This window comes from Streptomyces sp. NPDC030893, assembly GCF_055571535.1.
The window spans coordinates 256,756-276,826 of sequence record NZ_JBVIFC010000009.1; the positions used below are offsets into that span (position 1 = coordinate 256,756).

Here is a 20,071-nt window from a genome sequence, read left to right on the forward strand (position 1 = left end):
CTCCATGGCTGACACACCGTTCCGTACCGGTTCGCCCGCCACCCACGACACGGACCTGATCATCATCGGCGGTGGCCCAGCGGGATGCGCCGCCGCCCGGACGGCCGCCAGCGTCGGTATGCGCTCGATCCTGATCGAGCCGGACACGCTGTGCCGCAACCTCTATCGCATCCCGGCCCTGAACAACGTCCTCGGCGGCTACACCAGCGGCCCCGAGCTCGCCGACTCCATCACCACGGAACTGAAGAGCACGGAGCTGTGCCGCCTCGAACTCGGCCGGTACGTCACCGAGCTCCGTGCCGACGATGTCCACGTGACCGTCACAGTCGACACCGGCGCCCGTCTCACCGCCCCGTACGCAATCGTCGCCACTGGCGTCGGCCCCCTCCAACCCCGCGACGTTGGCTGGATCACCGCCCCCGACGGCCTGACGCTGCCCCCGCTCTGGCAGGCCGAAGCGGACGACGCCGAGGGCCGCACGCTCCTCGTCCTCGGCGGCGACCGCCCGATCGGCACCTTCCTGCGCGCCTACCCGACCACCGACACCCGCCTGCTGGTGACGTACCCGGCGGCCGACGCGTACAAGGTCGAGGAGATCCGCGAGGACCCCCGAGTCACCCTCCTCCCCGTCGAGCACCTGACGCTGGGGTCCGCGGAACGCACCGCGGTGTCAGCGGAAGCGGTGGGCAGGCACGGCGAACGGCAGACGATCACAGCGGACGCCGCCTACCTCAGCATCGGGAACGCGCCGACCGCCCCATCGGGCGACCTGACCCGTGGTGCGGACGGATACTGCCCGCCCACCGATCAGCACCCCCGCGTCATCGTGGCCGGCGACCTCCGCTCCGCCCGCTTCCAACGGATCATGACCGCCCTGGGCTCCGGTAGCGAGGCAGCGCTTCACGCCTACTACGCGGCCAGGGACGTGCTCACCAAGGGCTGAGACGCAGCTGCTTGATGCGGTGACGACGGCACTCAGGAGGGGGATCTCCGTGACCAGCGAGGCAGAGCCTGCAGTCGCCGCCGCGGTTGTCGTTCGAGGTGGGCGCGTCCTGCTCGTGCGACGACGCGTGCCGGAAGGCTCACTCTTGTGGCAGTTCCCGGCAGGGAAGATCGAATCTGGCGAATCTCTCGAAGAAGCCGCAGCGCGTGAGACTCAGGAGGAGACCGGGCTCTTGGTGACCGCCCGGAGCATGCTCGGACAACGGGTTCACCCGATGACGGGCTGCGAGATTTACTACATCGCATGCCGACCCGTGGGCGACGAGACGGTCATCGTGAGTCCTGATGAGGTGGTCGGCTCGGTCTGGGCCACGCACGACGAGATCCCGCAGTACGTGCCGTACGGATTGTTCGAGCCGGTGCAGGACTACCTCGACACGGTTCTGCTCTCGTGAGCGATGTCGGATCAACGCCCTTGAGACGCCAGGAGCGTGTTGTTCGTTGTCGGGGCGGGGGTGGCAGGGCTCACCACCGCCGTCGTTCTCGCGGAGGGCGGAGCCTCGGTGCATGTCATCACCGAGCAGGTGCCGGGCGTCACCTAGCTGGCGGCCGGGGCGATGTGGGGGCCGTATCCGGCCGAGCCGAAGGAGAAGGTCGACCAGTGGGGGCAGCGGTCCCTGGAGGTCTTCCGCGAGCTGGCCGAAGACCCGGCCACGGGTGTCCGGCTCACCGGTGGCATTGAGGCGTCTCGTACGGCCGAGGCGCCGCCGGACTGGGCCACCACCCTGCCCAGCTACCGGTTCATGGTGCCGCTGATCGACATGCCGACCTATCTCGCCCACCTCCTGCGTCGGCTCGATGCCGCTGGGGGAACGGTCGAGCGGCGACGTCTGGCCGCGCTCTCGGATGCCGGTCCGGCCACCGTCATCGTCAACTGCACGGGCCTCGGTGCCAAGGACCTACTCCCGGACCCTGATCTTCGACCCATCCGCGGCCAGCACGTCGTCGTCACCAACCCGGGGCTGACCGAGTTCTTCTCCGAGGACACCGGCCTCTCGCCGGACCTGCTGTGTTTCTACCCTCACGGCGACACCGTCGTCCTGGGCGGCACGGCCATCGACGGCGAAGGTGGCCTGGCCCCCGACGACAAGGCGGCGGCCGGCATCCTCGCTCGGTGCGCCGAGGTTGAACCTCGCCTCACCCGGGCCCGCGTCCTGGAGTACCGGATCGGTGCCCGGCCGACGCGTGCCACGGTCCGAGTCGAGGCGGAACAGCGGGAGGACGGCACCTTGGCCGTGCACAACTACGGGCACGGGGGCGCGGGCGTCACCCTGTCCTGGGGGTGCGCTGAGGAGGCCAGGTCACTGCTGGTCGGCGAGGGAGAGACTGTGCGTCCCTGACGAGGGCGCGAAGCCGGTACCCCTACGGCGGCGCCCCGTCGCCGGCCGGAGCCGGGACGGGGCGCTGCGGGATGCGGGTGAGGGGGCGGGACCGGTGTGGGCCGGCGCCCCCGGAGGGTTACTTCACCGGCTCCGGTTCCGGAGCGGGTTCGTTCTCCTCCTCGCCGGCCGGGTCGACCGGGGTCTTGACGGACTCCAGCAGCAGCTGGGCGACGTCGACGACCTGGATGGACTCCTTGGGCTTGACGCCCGCGGCGGAGCCGCTTTCAGCCGCAGCCTTCTTGCCGTTGACCGAGTCGGTCAGCATGACCAGGCAGAACGGGCAGGCGGTGGAGATGATGTCCGGGTTCAGGGCGAGGGCCTCGTCGACGCGCTCGTCGTTGATGCGCTTGCCGATCCGCTCCTCCATCCACATCCGGGCGCCGCCGGCGCCGCAGCAGAAGCCGCGCTCCTTGTGGCGGTGCATCTCCTCGTTGCGCAGGCCCGGGACCTTGCCGATGATCTCGCGCGGGGGCGTGTAGATCTTGTTGTGGCGGCCCAGGTAGCACGGGTCGTGGTAGGTGATGATGCCCTCGACCGGAGTGACCGGGATGAGCTTGCCCTCGTCCACCAGGTGCTGGAGCAGCTGGGTGTGGTGGATGACCTCGTAGTCGCCGCCGAGCTGCGGGTACTCGTTGCCGAGGGTGTTGAGGCAGTGCGGGCAGGTGGCGACGATCTTCTTCGCCGACCTGGGCTTGCGCGACTCCTCGGTCACCTTGCCGTCGTCGTCCATCTCCTCGCCGAAGGCGGCGTTGAGGGACATGACGTTCTCCATGCCGAGCTCCTGGAACAGGGGCTCGTTGCCGAGGCGGCGGGCGGAGTCACCGGTGCACTTCTCGTCGCCGCCCATGATCGCGAACTTGACGCCCGCGATGTGGAGGAGTTCCGCGAAGGCCTTGGTGGTCTTCTTGGCGCGGTCCTCCAGGGCCCCGGCGCAGCCGACCCAGTACAGGTACTCGACCTCGGAGAGGTCCTCGATGTCCTTGCCGACGACCGGGACCTCGAAGTCGACCTCCTTGAGCCACTCCAGGCGCTGCTTCTTCGCCAGGCCCCAGGGGTTGCCCTTCTTCTCCAGGTTCTTGAGCATCGTGCCCGCCTCGGAGGGGAAGGCGCTCTCGATCATGACCTGGTAGCGGCGCATGTCGACGATGTGGTCGACGTGCTCGATGTCGACGGGGCACTGCTCGACGCAGGCGCCGCACGTGGTGCAGGACCACAGCACGTCCGGGTCGATGACGCCACCCGTGGCGAAGCCACCGTCGGACACGTCCCCGGCGGTGCCGATCAGCGGGCGCTCGGCCTCGGCGAGGGCCGCCGCGGGCACGCCCGCCAGCTGCTCCTCGGACGCCTTCTCCTCGCCCTCCATGGTCTTGCCGCCGCCGGCCAGCAGGTAGGGGGCCTTGGCGTGCGCGTGGTCGCGCAGGGACATGATCAGGAGCTTGGGGGAGAGGGGCTTGCCCGTGTTCCAGGCGGGGCACTGCGACTGGCAGCGGCCGCACTCGGTGCACGTGGAGAAGTCCAGCAGGCCCTTCCAGGAGAACTGCTCGACCTGGGAGACGCCGAAGACGTCGTCGTCACCGGGGTCGGTGAAGTCGATCGGCTTGCCGCCGGAGGTCATGGGCTGGAGGGCGCCGAGCGCCGTCCCGCCGTCGGCCTCGCGCTTGAACCAGATGTTGGGGAAGGCGAGGAAGCGGTGCCAGGCCACACCCATGTTGAGGGTGAGCGAGACGACGATCATCCAGACGAACGAGGTCCCGATCTTGATCATGGCGGTCAGGTAGACCAGGTTCTGCAGCGTCTCGACCGACAGGCCGTCGAAGGCGAGGACCAGCGGGTACGAGGCGAAGTACGCGGGCTCGTAGCCGTCCACGTGGTGCAGGGCGCCCTCGAGGCCGCGCAGCACGTAGATGGCGAGACCGATGGTGAGGATGACCGCCTCGACGAAGTACGCCTGGCCGGACTTGGAGCCGGTGAAGCGGGACTTGCGGCCCGGGCGGGTCGGCAGGCTCAGCAGCCGGATGACGATGAGGACGGCGATGCCGATCACGGTCATGACGCCGATGAACTCGATGTACATCTCGAACGGCAGGAAACCGCCGAGGACCGGCAGCACCCAGTCGGCCTGGAAGAGCTGGCCGAAGGCCTGGGCGAGGGTCGGCGGCAGCGTCAGGAAGCCGACGGCGACGAACCAGTGGGCGATGCCGACGATGCCCCACCGGTTCATGCGGGTGTGGCCGAGGAACTCCTTCACCAGGGTCACACTGCGCTGGTAGGGATTGTCGGTCCGGGTACCGGCCGGGACCGGCTGGCCCAGCTTGAAGTACCGGACGAACTGGCCGATCGCGCGTGCGAGCAGCGCAACGCCGACCACGGTCAGTACCAGCGACACGATGATCGCGGCGAGTTGCATGGGGGCTCCTCGGGCCTGCGAGGGGGTGTGGAGAGGGTGGGTCCTCGGGGGCTCCGGTACGGCTTCCCCGAAATTACTAAGCGGTAACTTATGCAGTCCGTTCGAGACTACCCCGATCTCCGGCCGCACTGTAGCCGGGCGCGGGGTGATCTGAATCGCTGAGGGTTGCCTACGCGGGTGACTCCAGGGGGTTCCGGGCGGGTGCTCCGGCGTGTGCTCCGGCGGGTGTCCCGGATGGCGTCCGGGATCCGATCGTGTTATTCGCGCTAAATCGGTCGATACGCCCCTAACTTATATCCGTGCTCTACGGGATCGCCGCCGCCGCCACCGCCCTGCTGCTGTCCGTGCTCCTCACGGCCCTGCTGCGGGCCCCCGCCCTGCGCCTGGGAGTCCTGGACCGCAGACGGCGGCGCCCGCTGCCGCTGTCCGGGGGAGCGGCCGTCGTGCTGGTCACCGGGCTGGTCGCGGCCGCCGGGGACGCGGCCGGTCTCGCGCCGCTCGGTACCGGGGTCGGGCGGCTCCTCGTCGCCGGGGCGTGCGTCGGGCTGCTCGGCATCGCCGTCGACGTGTGGCGGCTGCGGTGGCCGGTTCCCGTCGCCGGTACGGCCGTGGCGGCGGCGCTCGTCGTGCCGTACGAGTGGACCGGGGTGCCCGGCGGGGTGCTCGCCGCGGGGTGGATCGTGGCCGTCGCCGCCGCCTTCCGCGGCCTGGACCATGCCGACGGGCTGGCCGGCACGGTGGGGACGGTGACGGCGTTCGGCGTGGCGGCCTGTGCGGCGGCCGAGCTGATGGACGGGATCGCGGTGCTGCTGAGCGTGCTGGCCGCCGCCCTCGCCGGGTTCCTGCTGCACAACTGGCATCCCGCGCGGGCGGCGCTCGGAGCGGGCGGCTCGCTGTTCACGGGGTTCGTCATCGCCTCGGCGGCCGTGTTCGCGCGGGCCGGGCAGGGGATCGGGACCGGTGCCGGGGTGCTGTTCGCGCTGACGGCGGTGGTGTGCGCGGACGCCGTGCTGGTGGTGCTCGCGCGGCGGCTGGCGCGGTGGCCCCTGACCCGCGGGCGGCCGGACCATCTCGGGCACCGGCTGCGCCGGCTCGGCATCGCCCCGCGCGCGGTGGCCGTCCTGCCCGGTGTGGCCGCGCTGGGCGGGGTACTCGTGGGGGTGGGTGTGCACACCGGGCGGATGTCCGGCGGTGCGGTGCTGTGGGTGGCAGGGGTCGCCGTGGTGGTCGTCCTCGTGCTCGTACGCCTTCCCGTCACCCCCGTTTTCCGTCCACGTCAACGGTCCTCCAGTGCGTCGTCGCAGGTCACGGGGCAGTTGCGTGTAAGGAACGGATAAGACTTGAGTCCGGCCGACTCAGCTCTGTTGACCCTGCGCCGGTCGTCATGCATGCTTGAGTCCGTTCCACTCAAGTCAGCTGGAGGAATCGAAATGGCACGTGCGGTCGGCATCGACCTGGGCACGACTAACTCCGTCGTCAGCGTTCTGGAGGGCGGCGAGCCCACCGTCATCACCAACGCCGAGGGCGCCAGGACCACGCCGTCCGTCGTCGCCTTCGCCAAGAACGGCGAGGTGCTGGTCGGCGAGGTGGCCAAGCGCCAGGCCGTGACCAACGTCGACAGGACCATCCGGTCGGTCAAGCGCCACATGGGCACCGACTGGAAGATCGAGCTCGACGGGAAGCCCTTCAACCCGCAGCAGATGAGCGCCTTCGTGCTGCAGAAGCTGAAGCGCGACGCCGAGGCGTACCTGGGCGAGAAGGTCACGGACGCGGTCATCACCGTCCCGGCGTACTTCAACGACGCCGAGCGCCAGGCGACCAAGGAGGCCGGCGAGATCGCCGGTCTGAACGTGCTGCGCATCGTCAACGAGCCCACGGCCGCCGCCCTGGCCTACGGCCTGGACAAGGACGAGCAGGTCATCCTGGTCTTCGACCTCGGTGGCGGTACGTTCGACGTCTCGCTGCTCGAGATCGGCGACGGTGTCGTCGAGGTGAAGGCCACCAACGGTGACAACAACCTCGGTGGCGACGACTGGGACCAGCGCGTCGTCGACTACCTGGTCAAGCAGTTCCAGTCGGGCCACGGCGTGGACCTGGCCAAGGACAAGATGGCGCTGCAGCGTCTGCGCGAGGCCGCCGAGAAGGCGAAGATCGAGCTGTCCTCGTCCACCGAGACCACGATCAACCTCCCCTACATCACCGCCTCCGCCGAGGGCCCCCTGCACCTCGACGAGAAGCTGACCCGCGCCCAGTTCCAGCAGCTGACCGCGGACCTGCTGGAGCGCTGCAAGACGCCGTTCCACAACGTCGTCAAGGACGCCGGCATCGCGCTGTCCGAGATCGACCACGTCGTCCTGGTCGGCGGCTCCACCCGCATGCCCGCCGTCGCCGAGCTCGTCAAGGAGCTGACCGGCGGCAAGGAGGCCAACAAGGGTGTGAACCCGGACGAGGTCGTCTCCATCGGCGCCGCCCTCCAGGCCGGTGTGCTCAAGGGCGAGGTCAAGGACGTCCTGCTGCTCGACGTCACCCCGCTGTCCCTCGGTATCGAGACCAAGGGCGGCATCATGACCAAGCTGATCGAGCGCAACACCACGATCCCGACCAAGCGCTCGGAGATCTTCACCACGGCCGAGGACAACCAGCCGTCCGTGCAGATCCAGGTCTACCAGGGCGAGCGCGAGATCGCCGCGTACAACAAGAAGCTCGGGATGTTCGAGCTGACCGGTCTGCCGCCGGCGCCGCGCGGCGTCCCGCAGATCGAGGTGTCCTTCGACATCGACGCCAACGGCATCATGCACGTCACGGCGAAGGACCTCGGCACCGGCAAGGAGCAGAAGATGACCGTCACCGGCGGCTCCTCGCTGCCGAAGGACGAGGTCGACCGGATGCGCCAGGAGGCCGAGAAGTACGCGGAGGAGGACCACGCCCGCCGCGAGGCCGCCGAGTCCCGCAACCAGGGCGAGCAGCTCGTCTACCAGACGGAGAAGTTCCTCGCGGACAACGGCGACAAGGTCCCCGGTGAGGTCAAGACCGAGGTCGAGGCGGCCGTCGCCGAGCTGAAGGAGAAGCTCAAGGGCGAGGACAGCGCCGAGATCCGCACCGCCACGGAGAAGGTCGCCGCCGTCTCCCAGAAGCTGGGCCAGGCGATGTACGCCGACGCCCAGGGCGCCCAGGCCGCCGGTGGCGCGTCCGCCGGTGCCGGCGAGGCGAAGGCGGACGACGATGTCGTCGATGCGGAGATCGTCGACGAGGACCGCAAGGACGGTGCGGCGTGACCGAGGAGACCCCGGGCTTCGACGAGCAGTCGCAGCAGCCCGACGTCCCCTCCGACGAAGCCGAGCCGAAGGCCGCCGCCCCCTCCGCGGAGGAGGAGGCGGCCCCGGCCGGGGACACGGGCCAGGAAGCGGCCCTGGTGGCCCAGCTGGACCAGGCACGCACGGCGCTGAACGAGCGCACGGCGGACCTCCAGCGCCTCCAGGCCGAGTTCCAGAACTACCGCCGCCGCGTCGAGCGGGACCGCGTCGCGGTCAAGGAGGTGGCCGTGGCCAACGTGCTGGCCGAGCTGCTTCCGGTGCTCGACGACGTCGGCCGCGCCCGCGAGCACGGCGAGCTGGTCGGCGGCTTCAAGTCGGTCGCCGAGTCGCTGGAGAGCACGGTGGCCAAGCTGGGCCTCCAGCAGTTCGGCAAGGAGGGCGAGCCCTTCGACCCGACGATCCACGAGGCGCTGATGCACAGCTACGCGCCGGACGTCACGGAGACGACGTGCGTGGCGATTCTCCAGCCGGGGTATCGCATCGGCGAGCGCACCATCCGCCCCGCGCGGGTGGCCGTCGCCGAGCCCCAGCCGGGCGCGCAGACCGTCAAGCCGGCCGAGGAGCCCGCCGAGGCGCAGGCCGACGCGGAGAACAAGGAGAGCGGTGGCCCCGAGGAGGGCTGACGCGGAAGCTGACGCAGGGAAGGAGGGACGTCGGGGATGAGCACCAAGGACTTCATCGAGAAGGACTTCTACAAGGTCCTCGGCGTCCCCAAGGACGCCACCGAGGCCGAGATCAAGAAGGCGTACCGGAAGCTCGCCCGCGAGTTCCACCCGGACGCCAACAAGGGCAACGCCAAGGCGGAGGAGCGGTTCAAGGAGATCTCCGAGGCGAACGACGTCCTCGGCGACCCCAAGAAGCGCAAGGAGTACGACGAGGCGCGCGCGCTCTTCGGCAACGGAGGATTCCGTCCGGGGCCGGGCGCGGGCGGCGGCGGCTCCTTCAACTTCGACCTGGGTGACCTCTTCGGGGGTCAGGGTGCCGGCGGCCAGACGGGCGGCAGCTTCGGCGGCGGCCTGGGTGACGTCTTCGGGGGCCTGTTCAACCGGGGCGGTACGGGGACCACGCGTACCCAGCCGCGCCGCGGCCAGGACATCGAGTCCGAGGTGACGCTCAGCTTCACCGAGGCGATCGAGGGCGCGACGGTCCCGCTGCGGATGTCGTCGCAGGCGGCGTGCAAGGCCTGCTCGGGCACCGGCGACAAGAACGGCACACCGCGCGTGTGCCCGACCTGCGTCGGCACCGGGCAGGTGGCGCGCGGCTCCGGCGGCGGCTTCTCGCTGACCGACCCGTGCCCGGACTGCAAGGGCCGCGGGCTGATCGCGGAGGACGCCTGCGAGGTCTGCAAGGGCAGCGGGCGCGCCAAGTCCTCGCGGACGATGCAGGTGCGCATCCCCGCGGGCGTCAGCGACGGCCAGCGGATCAGGCTGCGCGGCAAGGGGGCTCCGGGCGAGCGCGGCGGACCGGCCGGCGATCTGTATGTCGTCGTGCACGTCGGCGCGCACCCGGTGTTCGGCCGCAAGGACGACAACCTCACCGTCACCGTGCCGGTGACGTATCCGGAGGCGGCGCTCGGCGGGGAGGTGCGGGTGCCGACGCTCGGCGGCCCGCCGGTCACGCTGAAGCTGCCGCCGGGCACGCCCAACGGCCGCACCATGCGGGCGCGGGGCAAGGGCGCGGTCCGCAAGGACGGCACCCGCGGGGATCTGCTGGTCACCGTGGAAGTGAGTGTTCCCAAGGACCTGACGGGGAAGGCTCGTGACGCGCTGGAGGCGTATCGCGAGGCGACCGCGGACGAGGATCCGCGGGCGGAGCTGTTCCAGGCCGCGAAGGGAGCTTGATCTCAGATGGACGGCCGTCGACGCAATCCGTATGAACTGACCCAGGACACCCCGGTCTACGTCATCTCGGTGGCGGCCCAGCTCTCCGGTCTGCACCCGCAGACGCTGCGTCAGTACGACCGGCTGGGGCTCGTGTCACCGGACCGTACGGCGGGCCGGGGTCGGCGCTACTCGGCGCGGGACATCGAACTGCTCCGTCAGGTGCAGCAGTTGTCCCAGACCGAGGGCATCAACCTGGCCGGAATCAAGCGCATCATCGAACTGGAGAACCAGGTCGCGGCCCTCCAGGCCCGGGTGGCCGAACTGGAGGGCGCGCTCGACGGAGCGGCGGCGGCGATGCGGCAGCGCGAGGCCGCGGTGCACGCGTCGTACCGCCGTGATCTGGTGCCGTACCAGGAGGTGCAGCAGACCAGCGCGCTGGTGGTGTGGCGGCCGAAGCGGCAGCAGTCCGACTGACTCGCAGGTCAAGTGGGCCAAGGGGTCCGGCGGTTCGTGAACCTCCGGGCCCCTTGCCTTATGCGCGAACACGTTTGTGATTATGGTATGGCTGCGTGTCCAGATGATCCCTGCCGGTCGCCCGCAGGTCTTCCACGAGTTCAGCGCATCGTGTTGTGTTCATCTTGTTAAGTGGTGGACCTTGACTCCGGTGGGGGCTGAAGCGTTGGCTTTTCAGTCACATGGGCCGCAAAGCTGTGCCCACGTCCACAACGCACCTGAAGTGAGCCCCCGCATGCGTCGTATCGCCATATCCGTGGCCGTCACCTCGATGTCCGTCATGCTCGCCGGCTGCGGCATGCTCGACGCGACAGGCACCAGCGACGACGCGAGCCCGGCCAAGGGAGACGACATCACCGTCGGCCTGCTGCTGCCGGAGAAGGCGAACGCCCGGTACGAGCAGTTCGACTACCCGATCTTCAAGTCGAAGGTGGAGTCCCTCACCAACAGGAAGGGCAAGGTCCAGTACGCCAACGCCGAGTCGAAGCCGGACCGGCAGGCGAGCCAGATGCAGCAGATGATCGACGACGAGGTCGACGTCATCGTGCTGGACGCGGTCGACTCCAAGTCCATCGCGGACAGCGTGCGCAAGGCCAAGGACGCGGGCATCCCGGTCATCGCCTACGACCGGCTGGCCGAGGGCCCGATCGACGCGTACATCTCCTTCGACAACGGGCTGGTCGGCGAGGTGCAGGCGCGTTCCCTGCTGGAGTCGCTCGGCGAGGAGGTCAGCGTCACCGACAAGATCGTGATGATGAACGGCTCGTCGACCGACCCCAACGCCAAGCAGCTCAAGGCGTCCGCGCTCTCCGAGCTCAAGGACAAGGTGACCATCGCCAAGTCCTTCGACACCAAGGACTGGAAGGCGGAGAACGCCCAGGCCAACATGACCGAGGCGATCAACGCGATCGGCGTGGACGACATCGCGGCGGTCTACTCCGCCAACGACGGCATGGCGGGCGGCATCGTCAAGGCGCTGAGCGCCGCCGGCGTGACCGACATGCCCCCGATCACCGGGCAGGACGCCGACCTCGAGGCGGTGCAGCGGGTCCTCGCAGGCGACCAGTACATGAGCGTCTACAAGTCCTACCCGCAGGAGGCGGAGAACGCCGCGGAGATGGCCGTGGCGAAGGTCCAGGGCCGGGACATCCAGTTCGACTCGCTGACCCGCGACCGTGTGGACAGCCCCACCGACAAGGACATCCCGGCGCAGCTCGTGCCCGTGGTCGCCCTGACGAAGGACACCATCGCGGACACCGTCATCGCCGACGAGATCTACGAGGTCTCCGACATCTGCACGGCGGACTACAAGGAAGCCTGCGCGGCGCTCAAGCTGAACTAGCCCTTCCGCCGTCGTCTTTCGGCCACCCGCCGGTCCCGGACCGGCGGGTGGCCTTCGCCGTTCTCGCGGCGAGGCGCTCGGGGGAGCGGGCCGCTCACGTTGCGGGAGCCGGGACGGTCCGCGCATAGTTGCGCCTGCGGAAGCGCGAGCGCTCCGAGGCGGACCGACACGAACCGAGGGGCGGAACCGGGGGTGGGACGGGCGATGGCCGGGCGCGGGACGGACGGGCACCCACACGGCGCCGACCGGCTGTGCGAGGCCGGGGACCGCGTGTACTCCCGGGCCGTACGGCGCGGGCGGCTGCCGCGCCGGGACGCGGACCCGGTGCCCTGCCTGCTGGAACTGGCGCTGCTGCACCCGGACCCGGACGACATGGACTGGCTGGTGCCGACCGCCCCGCAGGAGGTCATGACGCGGCTGCTGCGCGGGATGTACGACGAGGTGAGCGCGAGCCAGCGCCGGGTCGGCTCGGCCGTCGAGGCCTTCGAGTGGTACGCCGGTCTGGGCCGCCGGCTGCCCGCCTCGCCGTCCGCGGCGGAGGGCCCGGCGATCCGGGTGCTGGACGGGCTCGCGCGCATCCAGGCGGCCATGGACGAGGCGACCCAGGCGTGCACGACGGAGGTGCTCACCGTCCAGCCGGGCGGCATCCGGCGCGAGGCGGAGCTGTCGGAGGGCCTGCACCGGGCGACGGCGCTGCGCGGCCGGGGCGTGCGCATGCGGGACCTGTACACGCATGTGGCCCGGCACGGGCACGGGCTGCTGTCCTACCTGGAGCTGATGGGCGACGCGGTGCAGGCGCGCACGCTGGACGAGGTGATCGAGCGGCTGATCCTCTTCGACCGGACGGTCGCCTTCATCCCCGCCAACCCCGAACGCACCATGGCCCTGGAGCTGCGTCACCCGGCGCTGGTGGAGTACCTGGGCACGGTCTTCGAACGGCTGTGGCGGCTCGCCATCCCGCTGACCGCCCCGCTGCCCGACACCGGCATCGAGGGCATCTCGCACCGGGAACAGTCCATCGCGGCGCTGCTGGCGGAGGGCCACCAGGACGCGGTGATCGCGGAACGCCTGGGCATCAGCGTACGGACCTGCCGGGCGCACATCGCCCGCCTGTCGGAGACGCTGGGGGCGGCGAGCCGTACGCAGCTGGGGGTGCGGATCGCGCAGGCGGGACTGGACGGGGCGGCGGGGGCCGGGGTCATTCGCGGTGGTCGAGGATCCCGGACCGCCCGATGAGGAAGCCGAGCTGCGCCCGGCTCTGACTGCCCAGCGTCGCGGCGAGCTTGGCGATGTGCTCGCGGACGGTGCGGACGTTCATGCCGAGGCGGTCGGAGACGACGGCGTCGGTGTGGCCTTCGACGAGCAGGGCGGCGATGGCCCGCTGGCGGGGGGTGACGCCGTTCAGGCTGCGCCGGTGGACGGCTCGCGGGTACATCGGGGTGGCGAGGCGCCACAGCCGGTCGAAGATGGTCGCCAGGAACCCCACGAGCGCCGGCTGGCGGACTTCGAGGGCGGAGCTGCGGTCGGCGTTGGCGGGGAGGAAGACGACGGAGCGGTCGACGATGACGAGGCGTTCGGTGATCTCGTCCAGCGTCCGTGCCTCGACGTCGCCCGTGAGGTGTTCGTAGCGGGCGGCGAGCGGGGGCGCGTGGCGCAGGGTGTGCTGGTAGAGGGCGCGGATGCGGCCACCGCGGTCGAGCAGGGCCTGGTCCCGCCGGAGCGCGGGCTCGTGCAGGGCCGGGTCGGGGTTGATGTAACTGCTGTACGGCTGGATGGAGAGCAGTTCGGTGGCGTCGGTCATCGCCTCGTCGATGACCTGCCCGATGTGTTCCTTGCCGTTGTGCGCGGTGATGAGGGGTGCCGTCGGCACCGAGGGCCCGCCGGCCCGCAGCAGCGGCTCCAGCGCCTCGACGAGCCGCTCCTCGCGCCGGCGTTCCCCGGCGACACGGTCCGCGGAGGCCCGCAGCAGCCGGTGCAGGGCGACGTGCGGTGCGACGGGCTCCAGCCGGCCGGGGTCGTCGAAGGAGGGACGGAGCAGACCCAGACGGAGGAGTTGGGGGGCCTCGGCGGCCGCGGTGGCGGGTACGTGGCCCTGGTGCAGGGTGTGGGCGTACAGGCCCAGCGCCTCCTCGCCCAGGGCCTCCTCGCCCAGGGTCTCCCGTCCGGTGTCGTGCGCGTTCCCGGTCATGCCTGGTCAGCTCCCCGGTTCATTGGTCCCGCTGAAGGATTCCCGACTGCGCGATCAGATAGCCCAGTTGGGCGCGGCTGCCGCTGCCGAGGGTGGCGGCGAGCTTGGCTATGTGGGCGCGGCAGGTGCGTACGTTCATGCCCAGACGCCGGGCGATGGCCTCGTCCACATGGCCCTCGACGAGGAGTTTGGCGATGGAGTGCTGGATGTCGGTGATGCCTCCGGGGGCGGTGTCGTAGGGTGCGCCGGCGGTCAGCGGTACCGAGCGGCTCCACATGAACTCGAACACCTTGATCAGATAGCGGACGAGGCCGGGCTGACGGAGTTCGAGGGCGACCTGCTGGTCGTCCCGGGTGGGGATGAAGGCGACCGTTTCGTCGCAGACGATGAGGCGTTCCACCACCTCGTCGATGGTCCGGTACTCCACCCTGCCCGCGGAGAGCTGCTCCACGTAGGCCCGCTTCTCCGGACTGTACCGGGCGGTGTGCTGATAGAGCGTCCTGATCCGGACACCCCGCTCGATGAGGGGCTTGTCCCGCTCCAGGCCCTGGACGATGCTCCGCTCGGAGAAGCGGTCGTCGCTCGGCTGGATGGTCAGCATCTCCGTCTGGCACTGGGTCGCGGCGAGGTTGAGGGCGGCGTTGATGCGCTCGCCGCCCTCCAGCACGGTGATGGAGTTCTCCGTGGTCACGGTCTGGGCACCCAGGGCCATGAACGGTTCGAAGACGTCCGCCAGCCGGACCGACAGCCGCCGTCGTTCCGCGATGTCCCGCTCGATGGGGTGCAGCCGCTGGGCCAGGGCGATCGTCGGAGGCACCGGGCGCAGCCAGTTCTTGTCGTCGGGATCGGGGTGCAGCAGGGCGAGTTCCATCAGACACGGAGCCTCCGCCGCTTCCTCACGCGAGACCCTCCCCACACGCAGGGCGTTCGCATAAAGTCGGCCGCCCGCCTCACACAGTTCGGTCACCGCATGGGAATGTGTCGTATGAGCCCGATGTGTCACCAAATCTCCACCCCCCAGGGTCCTGAACGTGCAGGAACATGATGCACCGTTTGTGTGGCCACGACGTGTTCGAATGAGCCATCGTCTTACTGGACGGGGGAATGAGGAGACTTACACGTGAGGACGAAGCCGACTATGCGCAAGAGACTGCTTCGCTCGGTGCTCGCAGCCGCCCTCTCCGTCGCCGCTGCCTTCGGAGCGCTGAGCGGTTACGCCGACGCGAAGAGTGAGACGCTGGCCGACAGCCACTGGCCGTCGATCGTCGCCGACTCGGGGCGTTGACGTGACCACCCCACCGGACGACCGCTCCTTCCGCCGCGAGATGGCGACCGCCTACCGCTCCGGCTGGCACTTCATCGATCTGGTCACCGCGCTCCCCCACAGCGGTGACTCGTTGATGGTGACGGTGTTCGGAGAGCCGGTCGTGGTCACGCGGGACGAGGACGGGGACGTACGGGCGTACCGGTGCCTGCGGCGGCCCCGGGGAGCGCCGCAGCCCGTGCGGTGTGCCATCCGGTACGGAATGATCTTTGTGAACCTGGACCAGCGGGACCACCGGCAGGTGGAGTCCGACTCCCCTGTCCCCCGGACCATCTCGGCCACCCCCCGCAGTGCCTGACGCGATTCCCCCGTCGTAAAAGATCGCGCAGGTGCTTCCCCCCGCAGCGGCGTCACCGTGACCTGAACACGGTGACGCCGCTGCAGTTTTACGGAACATGTCCGGGTATCGGACGGCCGCCCGATGGCCGGAATCCGCCCCGCGCGGCGACGGCCGGCGCCGCCCGCCTCACGCGCGTCCCATCGCCCGGGTGAGCGTGATCTCGATGGCCACCCGCAACGGGTTCGGAGACGGCATCCGCCCGTAGCGCTCCGCGTACCGCAGCACCGCCTCCTCGACGCGCTCCGGCTCCGTACGGACCACCGCGAGCCCCTCCAGCGTCGCCCACCGCCCGCCGTCCACCTGGCAGACCGCCACGGGCGCGCCCTCCTCGCCCGCCGCCAGCACATGGCGCACCTTGGCGCTCGTCCTGTTCGTGATGACCCGAGCGAGCCGGGCTTCGGGGTCGTATGTCACTCCGACGGGTACCAGATGCGGGGTGCCGTCCGGACGGAGGGTGGTCAGCGTGCACAGGTGCCGCTCGCGCCAGAAGCTGAGATACGACGTGTCCGGATCACCCGGATCCACCGAGTACGTGAGGGTCATGCCCTGGAACTTAGCCCCCGTCGCGCTCCCGGGCACGGCCTTGAGTGGAATAGACTCAAGTTTGTGTACGTTGACCGAGTCAGCCGTGAGGCCGCACCAGGCCGGCTGAAGGCCTGCCGAAGGCCGCTGAGGGTCACTGTCACCGACGGGTCACCAAGGAGGAGAACGGACACGTGGACGCCGAGCTGACCAACCGGAGCCGGGAAGCACTGCAGACCGCCGGAAACCGGGCCGTGACCGAGGGACACCCCGACCTCACCCCCGCCCACCTGCTGCTCGCCCTGCTCACCGGGCAGGAGAACGAGAACATCACGGACCTGCTCGCCGCCGTCGACGCCGACCAGGCCGCCGTACGCTCCGGGACCGAGCGGGTCCTCGCCGGTCTGCCGAGCGTCACGGGCTCCACCGTCGCGCCGCCGCAGCCCAACCGGGACCTGCTCGCCGTGATCGCCGACGCCCAGGCCCGCGCCCGCGACCTCGGCGACGAGTACCTCTCCACCGAACACCTCCTCATCGGCATCGCCGCCAAGGGCGGAGCCGCCGGCGAGGTGCTCTCCGGGCAGGGCGCGACCGCGAAGAAGCTGCAGGACGCCTTCCAGAAGACCAGGGGGACCCGCCGGGTGACCACCGCCGACCCCGAGGGCCAGTACAAGGCCCTGGAGAAGTTCGGCACCGACCTCACCGCCGCCGCCCGCGAAGGCAGGCTGGACCCCGTCATCGGACGGGACCAGGAGATCCGCCGGGTCGTGCAGGTGCTGTCCCGCCGCACCAAGAACAACCCCGTCCTCATCGGCGAACCCGGTGTCGGCAAGACCGCCGTCGTCGAGGGCCTCGCCCAGCGCATCGTCAAGGGCGACGTCCCGGAGTCGCTGAAGGACAAGCGGCTCGTCGCCCTCGACCTCGGCGCCATGGTCGCCGGCGCCAAGTACCGCGGCGAGTTCGAGGAACGGCTGAAGACCGTCCTGGCCGAGATCAAGGACTCCGACGGGCAGGTCGTCACCTTCATCGACGAACTGCACACCGTCGTCGGCGCGGGCGCCGGCGGCGACTCCGCCATGGACGCCGGCAACATGCTCAAGCCCATGCTCGCCCGCGGCGAACTCCGCATGGTCGGCGCCACCACCCTCGACGAGTACCGCGAACGCATCGAGAAGGACCCCGCCCTGGAGCGCCGCTTCCAGCAGGTCCTGGTCGCCGAACCCTCCGTCGAGGACTCCATCGCCATCCTGCGCGGACTCAAGGGCCGCTACGAGGCCCACCACAAGGTGCAGATCGCCGACAGCGCCCTCGTCGCCGCCGCCACCCTCTCCGACCGCTACATCACCTCCCGCTTCCTCCCCGACAAGGCCATCGACCTCGTCGACGAGGCCGCCTCCCGCCTGCGCATGGAGATCGACTCCTCTCCCGTCGAGATCGACGAACTCCAGCGCGCCGTCGACCGGTTGCGCATGGAGGAACTCGCGATCGGCAAGGAGACCGACGCCGCCTCCCTCGAACGCCTGGAGCGCCTGCGCCGCGACCTCGCCGACAAGGAGGAGGAGCTGCGCGGACTCACCGCCCGCTGGGAGAAGGAGAAGCAGTCCCTCAACCGCGTCGGCGAACTCAAGGAGAAGCTCGACGAACTGCGCGGCCAGGCCGAACGCGCCCAGCGCGACGGCGACTTCGACACCGCCTCCAAACTCCTCTACGGCGAGATCCCCACGCTCGAACGCGACCTGGAGGCCGCCTCCGAGGCCGAGGAGGAGGCGGCCCGGGACACCATGGTCAAGGAGGAGGTCGGCGCCGACGACATCGCCGACGTCGTCGCCTCCTGGACCGGCATCCCGGCCGGCCGCCTCCTGGAGGGCGAGACCCAGAAACTGCTCCGCATGGAGGACGAACTCGGCAAGCGCCTCATCGGCCAGACCGAGGCCGTACGCGCCGTCTCCGACGCCGTACGCCGCAGCCGCGCCGGGATCGCCGACCCCGACCGCCCCACCGGCTCCTTCCTCTTCCTCGGCCCGACGGGCGTCGGCAAGACGGAGCTGGCGAAGGCCCTCGCCGACTTCCTCTTCGACGACGAGCGGGCGATGGTCCGCATCGACATGTCGGAGTACAGCGAGAAGCACTCCGTCGCCCGCCTCGTCGGCGCGCCCCCCGGCTACGTCGGCTACGAGGAGGGCGGCCAGCTCACCGAGGCGGTCCGCCGCCGCCCCTACAGCGTCGTCCTGCTCGACGAGGTCGAGAAGGCCCACCCCGAGGTCTTCGACATCCTGCTCCAGGTCCTCGACGACGGCCGCCTCACCGACGGCCAGGGCCGCACGGTCGACTTCCGCAACACCATCCTCGTCCTCACCTCCAACCTCGGCAGCCAGTACCTGGTCGACCCGATGACCACCGAGGCGGAGAAGAAGGAACAGGTCCTGGAAGTGGTCCGCTCCTCCTTCAAGCCCGAGTTCCTCAACCGCCTCGACGACCTGGTGGTCTTCTCCGCCCTCACCAAGCCCGAACTGGAACGCATCGCGCAGCTCCAGCTCCGGTCCCTCTCCCGCCGCCTCGCCGAACGCCGCCTCACCCTCGACATCACCCCCGAGGCGCTGGCCTGGCTCGCCGAGGAGGGCATGGACCCCGCCTACGGCGCCCGCCCCCTGCGCCGCCTCATCCAGACCGCCATCGGCGACCGCCTCGCCAAGGAGATCCTCTCCGGCGAGATCAAGGACGGCGACACGGTCCGCGTGGACCGCTTCGAGGAGGGGCTGCTGGTGGGACCGGCGACGGAGAAGTCACTCTGAGCGACGAACGGATTCCGCTGCCCGGGCCCGACGTCCCCCGAGGACGTTGGGCCCGCCCCGGCACCGGGTACTCCGGCATTGACCGGATCGAGTCAGCCGACGGCTGACAGGCCCGTCGGGGCTTGCCACCCCCCTCCCCGCATGGGGGAGGATGGCGGGATCCGTACGAAGGGAAATTCACGGTGACCATCGACCCGTCCTCGATTCCGAATTTCGGGGGCCAGCAGCCCGAGCCGCAGCCCCAAGGACCGGCGGGCCCCGTCGTCCCGGATCAGGACCTCGTGAAGCAGCTCCTCGACCAGATGGAGCTCAAGTACGTCGTCGACGACGAGGGTGACCTCGCGGCGCCGTGGGAGCAGTTCCGCACCTACTTCATGTTCCGTGGGGAGGGCGACCAGCAGATCTTCTCCGTCCGGACGTTCTACGACCGGCCGCACGAGATCGAGGAGAAGCCCCAGCTGCTCGAGTCCATCGACGACTGGAACCGGCGCACCCTGTGGCCCAAGGTGTACACCCACACCCACGACGACGGCACGGTCCGTCTCATCGGTGAGGCCCAGATGCTGATCGGCATGGGCGTCAGCCTGGAGCACTTCGTCTCGTCGACGGTCAGCTGGGTGCGGGCCGCGATCGAGTTCGACAAGTGGCTCGTCGAGCAGCTCGGCCTGGAACAGGACATCAACGAGACGGACAAGCCCGGGGACGACGAGTAGTCCGTCCCGAGCACGGCGTTCGGACGGGCGCGCACAGGCACCCGCCGGTTCGCGGAAGAGCCCGGCCCGGTCGGCGACCCTCGAGGTCGACCGCCGGAGCCGGGCTTTTCGGTGTGCCGTTGCTGACGGTGTGGACGTGCGCCACGGACGACGCCGGACCCTTCGGCCGTAGCGGGTCCTCCCGGCCCACCGGTTCCCTGCCCGCGAGGGTTCGGTGGGGCGCTGACCTCCCCAAAGAACCGGGGGAAAGAACTACCCGCCCGCCCACCCTCCCCGCCGGAAGGCCCGCGTCACTCGTGCGAGTGACCGGCTTGCGGGGGGGGTGTCTCTATGTCGTTCGTCAAGGATGTGGCGCCGGGTTTGGGGCTGTTTGGGGCGGTCATGCGGCGAGAGGGACGCTGGGGGTCCG

At 70.1% G+C, this 20,071-nt stretch carries 17 protein-coding genes and 1 pseudogene; 14 read left to right on the top strand and 4 right to left on the bottom strand.

Annotation, left to right across the window (positions count from 1 at the left end; genetic code table 11):
- Positions 1-4 precede the first annotated feature (4 nt).
- The 3 genes and pseudogenes from ACZ434_RS19440 to ACZ434_RS19450 all read left to right on the top strand — a co-directional run bounded on the left by ACZ434_RS19440 (position 5) and on the right by ACZ434_RS19450 (position 2,342).
- Complete coding sequence (locus ACZ434_RS19440; protein WP_468457341.1) at positions 5-943, top strand: FAD-dependent oxidoreductase; 939 nt, start codon at positions 5-7, stop codon at positions 941-943.
- Between the two features lie 49 nt (positions 944-992).
- Complete coding sequence (locus ACZ434_RS19445; protein WP_468457343.1) at positions 993-1,397, top strand: NUDIX hydrolase; 405 nt, start codon at positions 993-995, stop codon at positions 1,395-1,397.
- A gap of 36 nt (positions 1,398-1,433) precedes the next feature.
- A pseudogene (locus ACZ434_RS19450) lies at positions 1,434-2,342 on the top strand (FAD-dependent oxidoreductase).
- Between the two features lie 118 nt (positions 2,343-2,460).
- Here the strand turns inward: ACZ434_RS19450 and ACZ434_RS19455 are convergent.
- Positions 2,461-4,791 carry a heterodisulfide reductase-related iron-sulfur binding cluster gene (locus tag ACZ434_RS19455; protein WP_468457345.1) on the bottom strand — a complete coding sequence of 777 codons (2,331 nt, stop codon included), beginning with the start codon at positions 4,789-4,791 and terminating at the stop codon, positions 2,461-2,463.
- A gap of 299 nt (positions 4,792-5,090) precedes the next feature.
- Between ACZ434_RS19455 and ACZ434_RS19460 the strand changes: the two genes are divergently transcribed.
- The 7 genes from ACZ434_RS19460 (at position 5,091) to ACZ434_RS19490 (ending at position 13,019) form a co-directional block, all read left to right on the top strand.
- Positions 5,091-6,128: an MraY family glycosyltransferase gene (locus ACZ434_RS19460; protein WP_468457347.1), complete on the top strand. Its 1,038-nt coding sequence runs from the start codon at positions 5,091-5,093 to the stop codon at positions 6,126-6,128.
- Positions 6,129-6,221: 93 nt separating this feature from the next.
- Complete coding sequence (gene dnaK / locus ACZ434_RS19465; protein ID WP_468457349.1) at positions 6,222-8,066, top strand: molecular chaperone DnaK; 1,845 nt, start codon at positions 6,222-6,224, stop codon at positions 8,064-8,066.
- On the top strand, positions 8,063-8,728 hold the full coding sequence (grpE, locus tag ACZ434_RS19470) for a nucleotide exchange factor GrpE (RefSeq protein ID WP_468457351.1): 666 nt from the start codon (positions 8,063-8,065) through the stop codon (positions 8,726-8,728). The genes dnaK and grpE overlap by 4 nt, the downstream gene beginning before the upstream one ends.
- Positions 8,729-8,764: 36 nt before the next feature.
- Positions 8,765-9,946 (top strand): molecular chaperone DnaJ, encoded by a 1,182-nt coding sequence (dnaJ, locus tag ACZ434_RS19475; RefSeq protein WP_468457353.1) that lies wholly within the window; start codon positions 8,765-8,767, stop codon positions 9,944-9,946.
- Positions 9,947-9,952: 6 nt separating this feature from the next.
- Positions 9,953-10,402: a heat shock protein transcriptional repressor HspR gene (locus ACZ434_RS19480; RefSeq protein ID WP_468457355.1), complete on the top strand. Its 450-nt coding sequence runs from the start codon at positions 9,953-9,955 to the stop codon at positions 10,400-10,402.
- Positions 10,403-10,676: 274 nt separating this feature from the next.
- On the top strand, positions 10,677-11,783 hold the full coding sequence (locus ACZ434_RS19485; RefSeq protein ID WP_468457357.1) for a sugar ABC transporter substrate-binding protein: 1,107 nt from the start codon (positions 10,677-10,679) through the stop codon (positions 11,781-11,783).
- A gap of 204 nt (positions 11,784-11,987) precedes the next feature.
- A complete protein-coding gene (locus ACZ434_RS19490) occupies positions 11,988-13,019 on the top strand; it encodes a helix-turn-helix transcriptional regulator (protein ID WP_468457359.1) in 1,032 nt (343 codons plus the stop codon).
- Here ACZ434_RS19490 and ACZ434_RS19495 read toward each other — a convergent pair.
- Together ACZ434_RS19495 and ACZ434_RS19500 are read right to left on the bottom strand one after the other, a co-directional pair.
- The gene (locus ACZ434_RS19495; protein WP_468457361.1) at positions 12,982-13,971 is read right to left on the bottom strand and encodes a helix-turn-helix transcriptional regulator; all 990 of its coding nucleotides are present in this window, start codon (positions 13,969-13,971) and stop codon (positions 12,982-12,984) included. The genes ACZ434_RS19490 and ACZ434_RS19495 overlap by 38 nt on opposite strands.
- A 19-nt stretch (positions 13,972-13,990) precedes the next feature.
- On the bottom strand, positions 13,991-14,992 hold the full coding sequence (locus tag ACZ434_RS19500) for a helix-turn-helix transcriptional regulator (RefSeq protein ID WP_468457402.1): 1,002 nt from the start codon (positions 14,990-14,992) through the stop codon (positions 13,991-13,993).
- 117 nt (positions 14,993-15,109) lie between these two features.
- Here ACZ434_RS19500 and ACZ434_RS19505 point away from each other — a divergent pair, with 117 nt between their 5' ends.
- Entirely contained in the window at positions 15,110-15,256 is a 147-nt protein-coding gene (locus ACZ434_RS19505) for a hypothetical protein (protein WP_468457363.1), read from the top strand.
- A gap of 40 nt (positions 15,257-15,296) precedes the next feature.
- Positions 15,297-15,593, top strand: a complete 297-nt coding sequence (locus ACZ434_RS19510; RefSeq protein WP_468457404.1) for a (2Fe-2S)-binding protein — start codon at positions 15,297-15,299, stop codon at positions 15,591-15,593.
- 168 nt (positions 15,594-15,761) lie between these two features.
- Here the strand turns inward: ACZ434_RS19510 and ACZ434_RS19515 are convergent, their stop codons facing one another.
- Positions 15,762-16,178 carry a pyridoxamine 5'-phosphate oxidase family protein gene (locus ACZ434_RS19515; RefSeq protein WP_468457365.1) on the bottom strand — a complete coding sequence of 139 codons (417 nt, stop codon included), beginning with the start codon at positions 16,176-16,178 and terminating at the stop codon, positions 15,762-15,764.
- Positions 16,179-16,351: 173 nt separating this feature from the next.
- On the opposite strand from ACZ434_RS19515, the gene clpB reads away from it, so the two are divergent.
- A complete protein-coding gene (gene clpB, locus ACZ434_RS19520; RefSeq protein ID WP_468457367.1) occupies positions 16,352-18,949 on the top strand; it encodes an ATP-dependent chaperone ClpB in 2,598 nt (865 codons plus the stop codon).
- A gap of 182 nt (positions 18,950-19,131) precedes the next feature.
- Entirely contained in the window at positions 19,132-19,662 is a 531-nt protein-coding gene (locus ACZ434_RS19525; RefSeq protein ID WP_468457369.1) for a YbjN domain-containing protein, read from the top strand.
- Positions 19,663-20,071 lie beyond the last annotated feature (409 nt).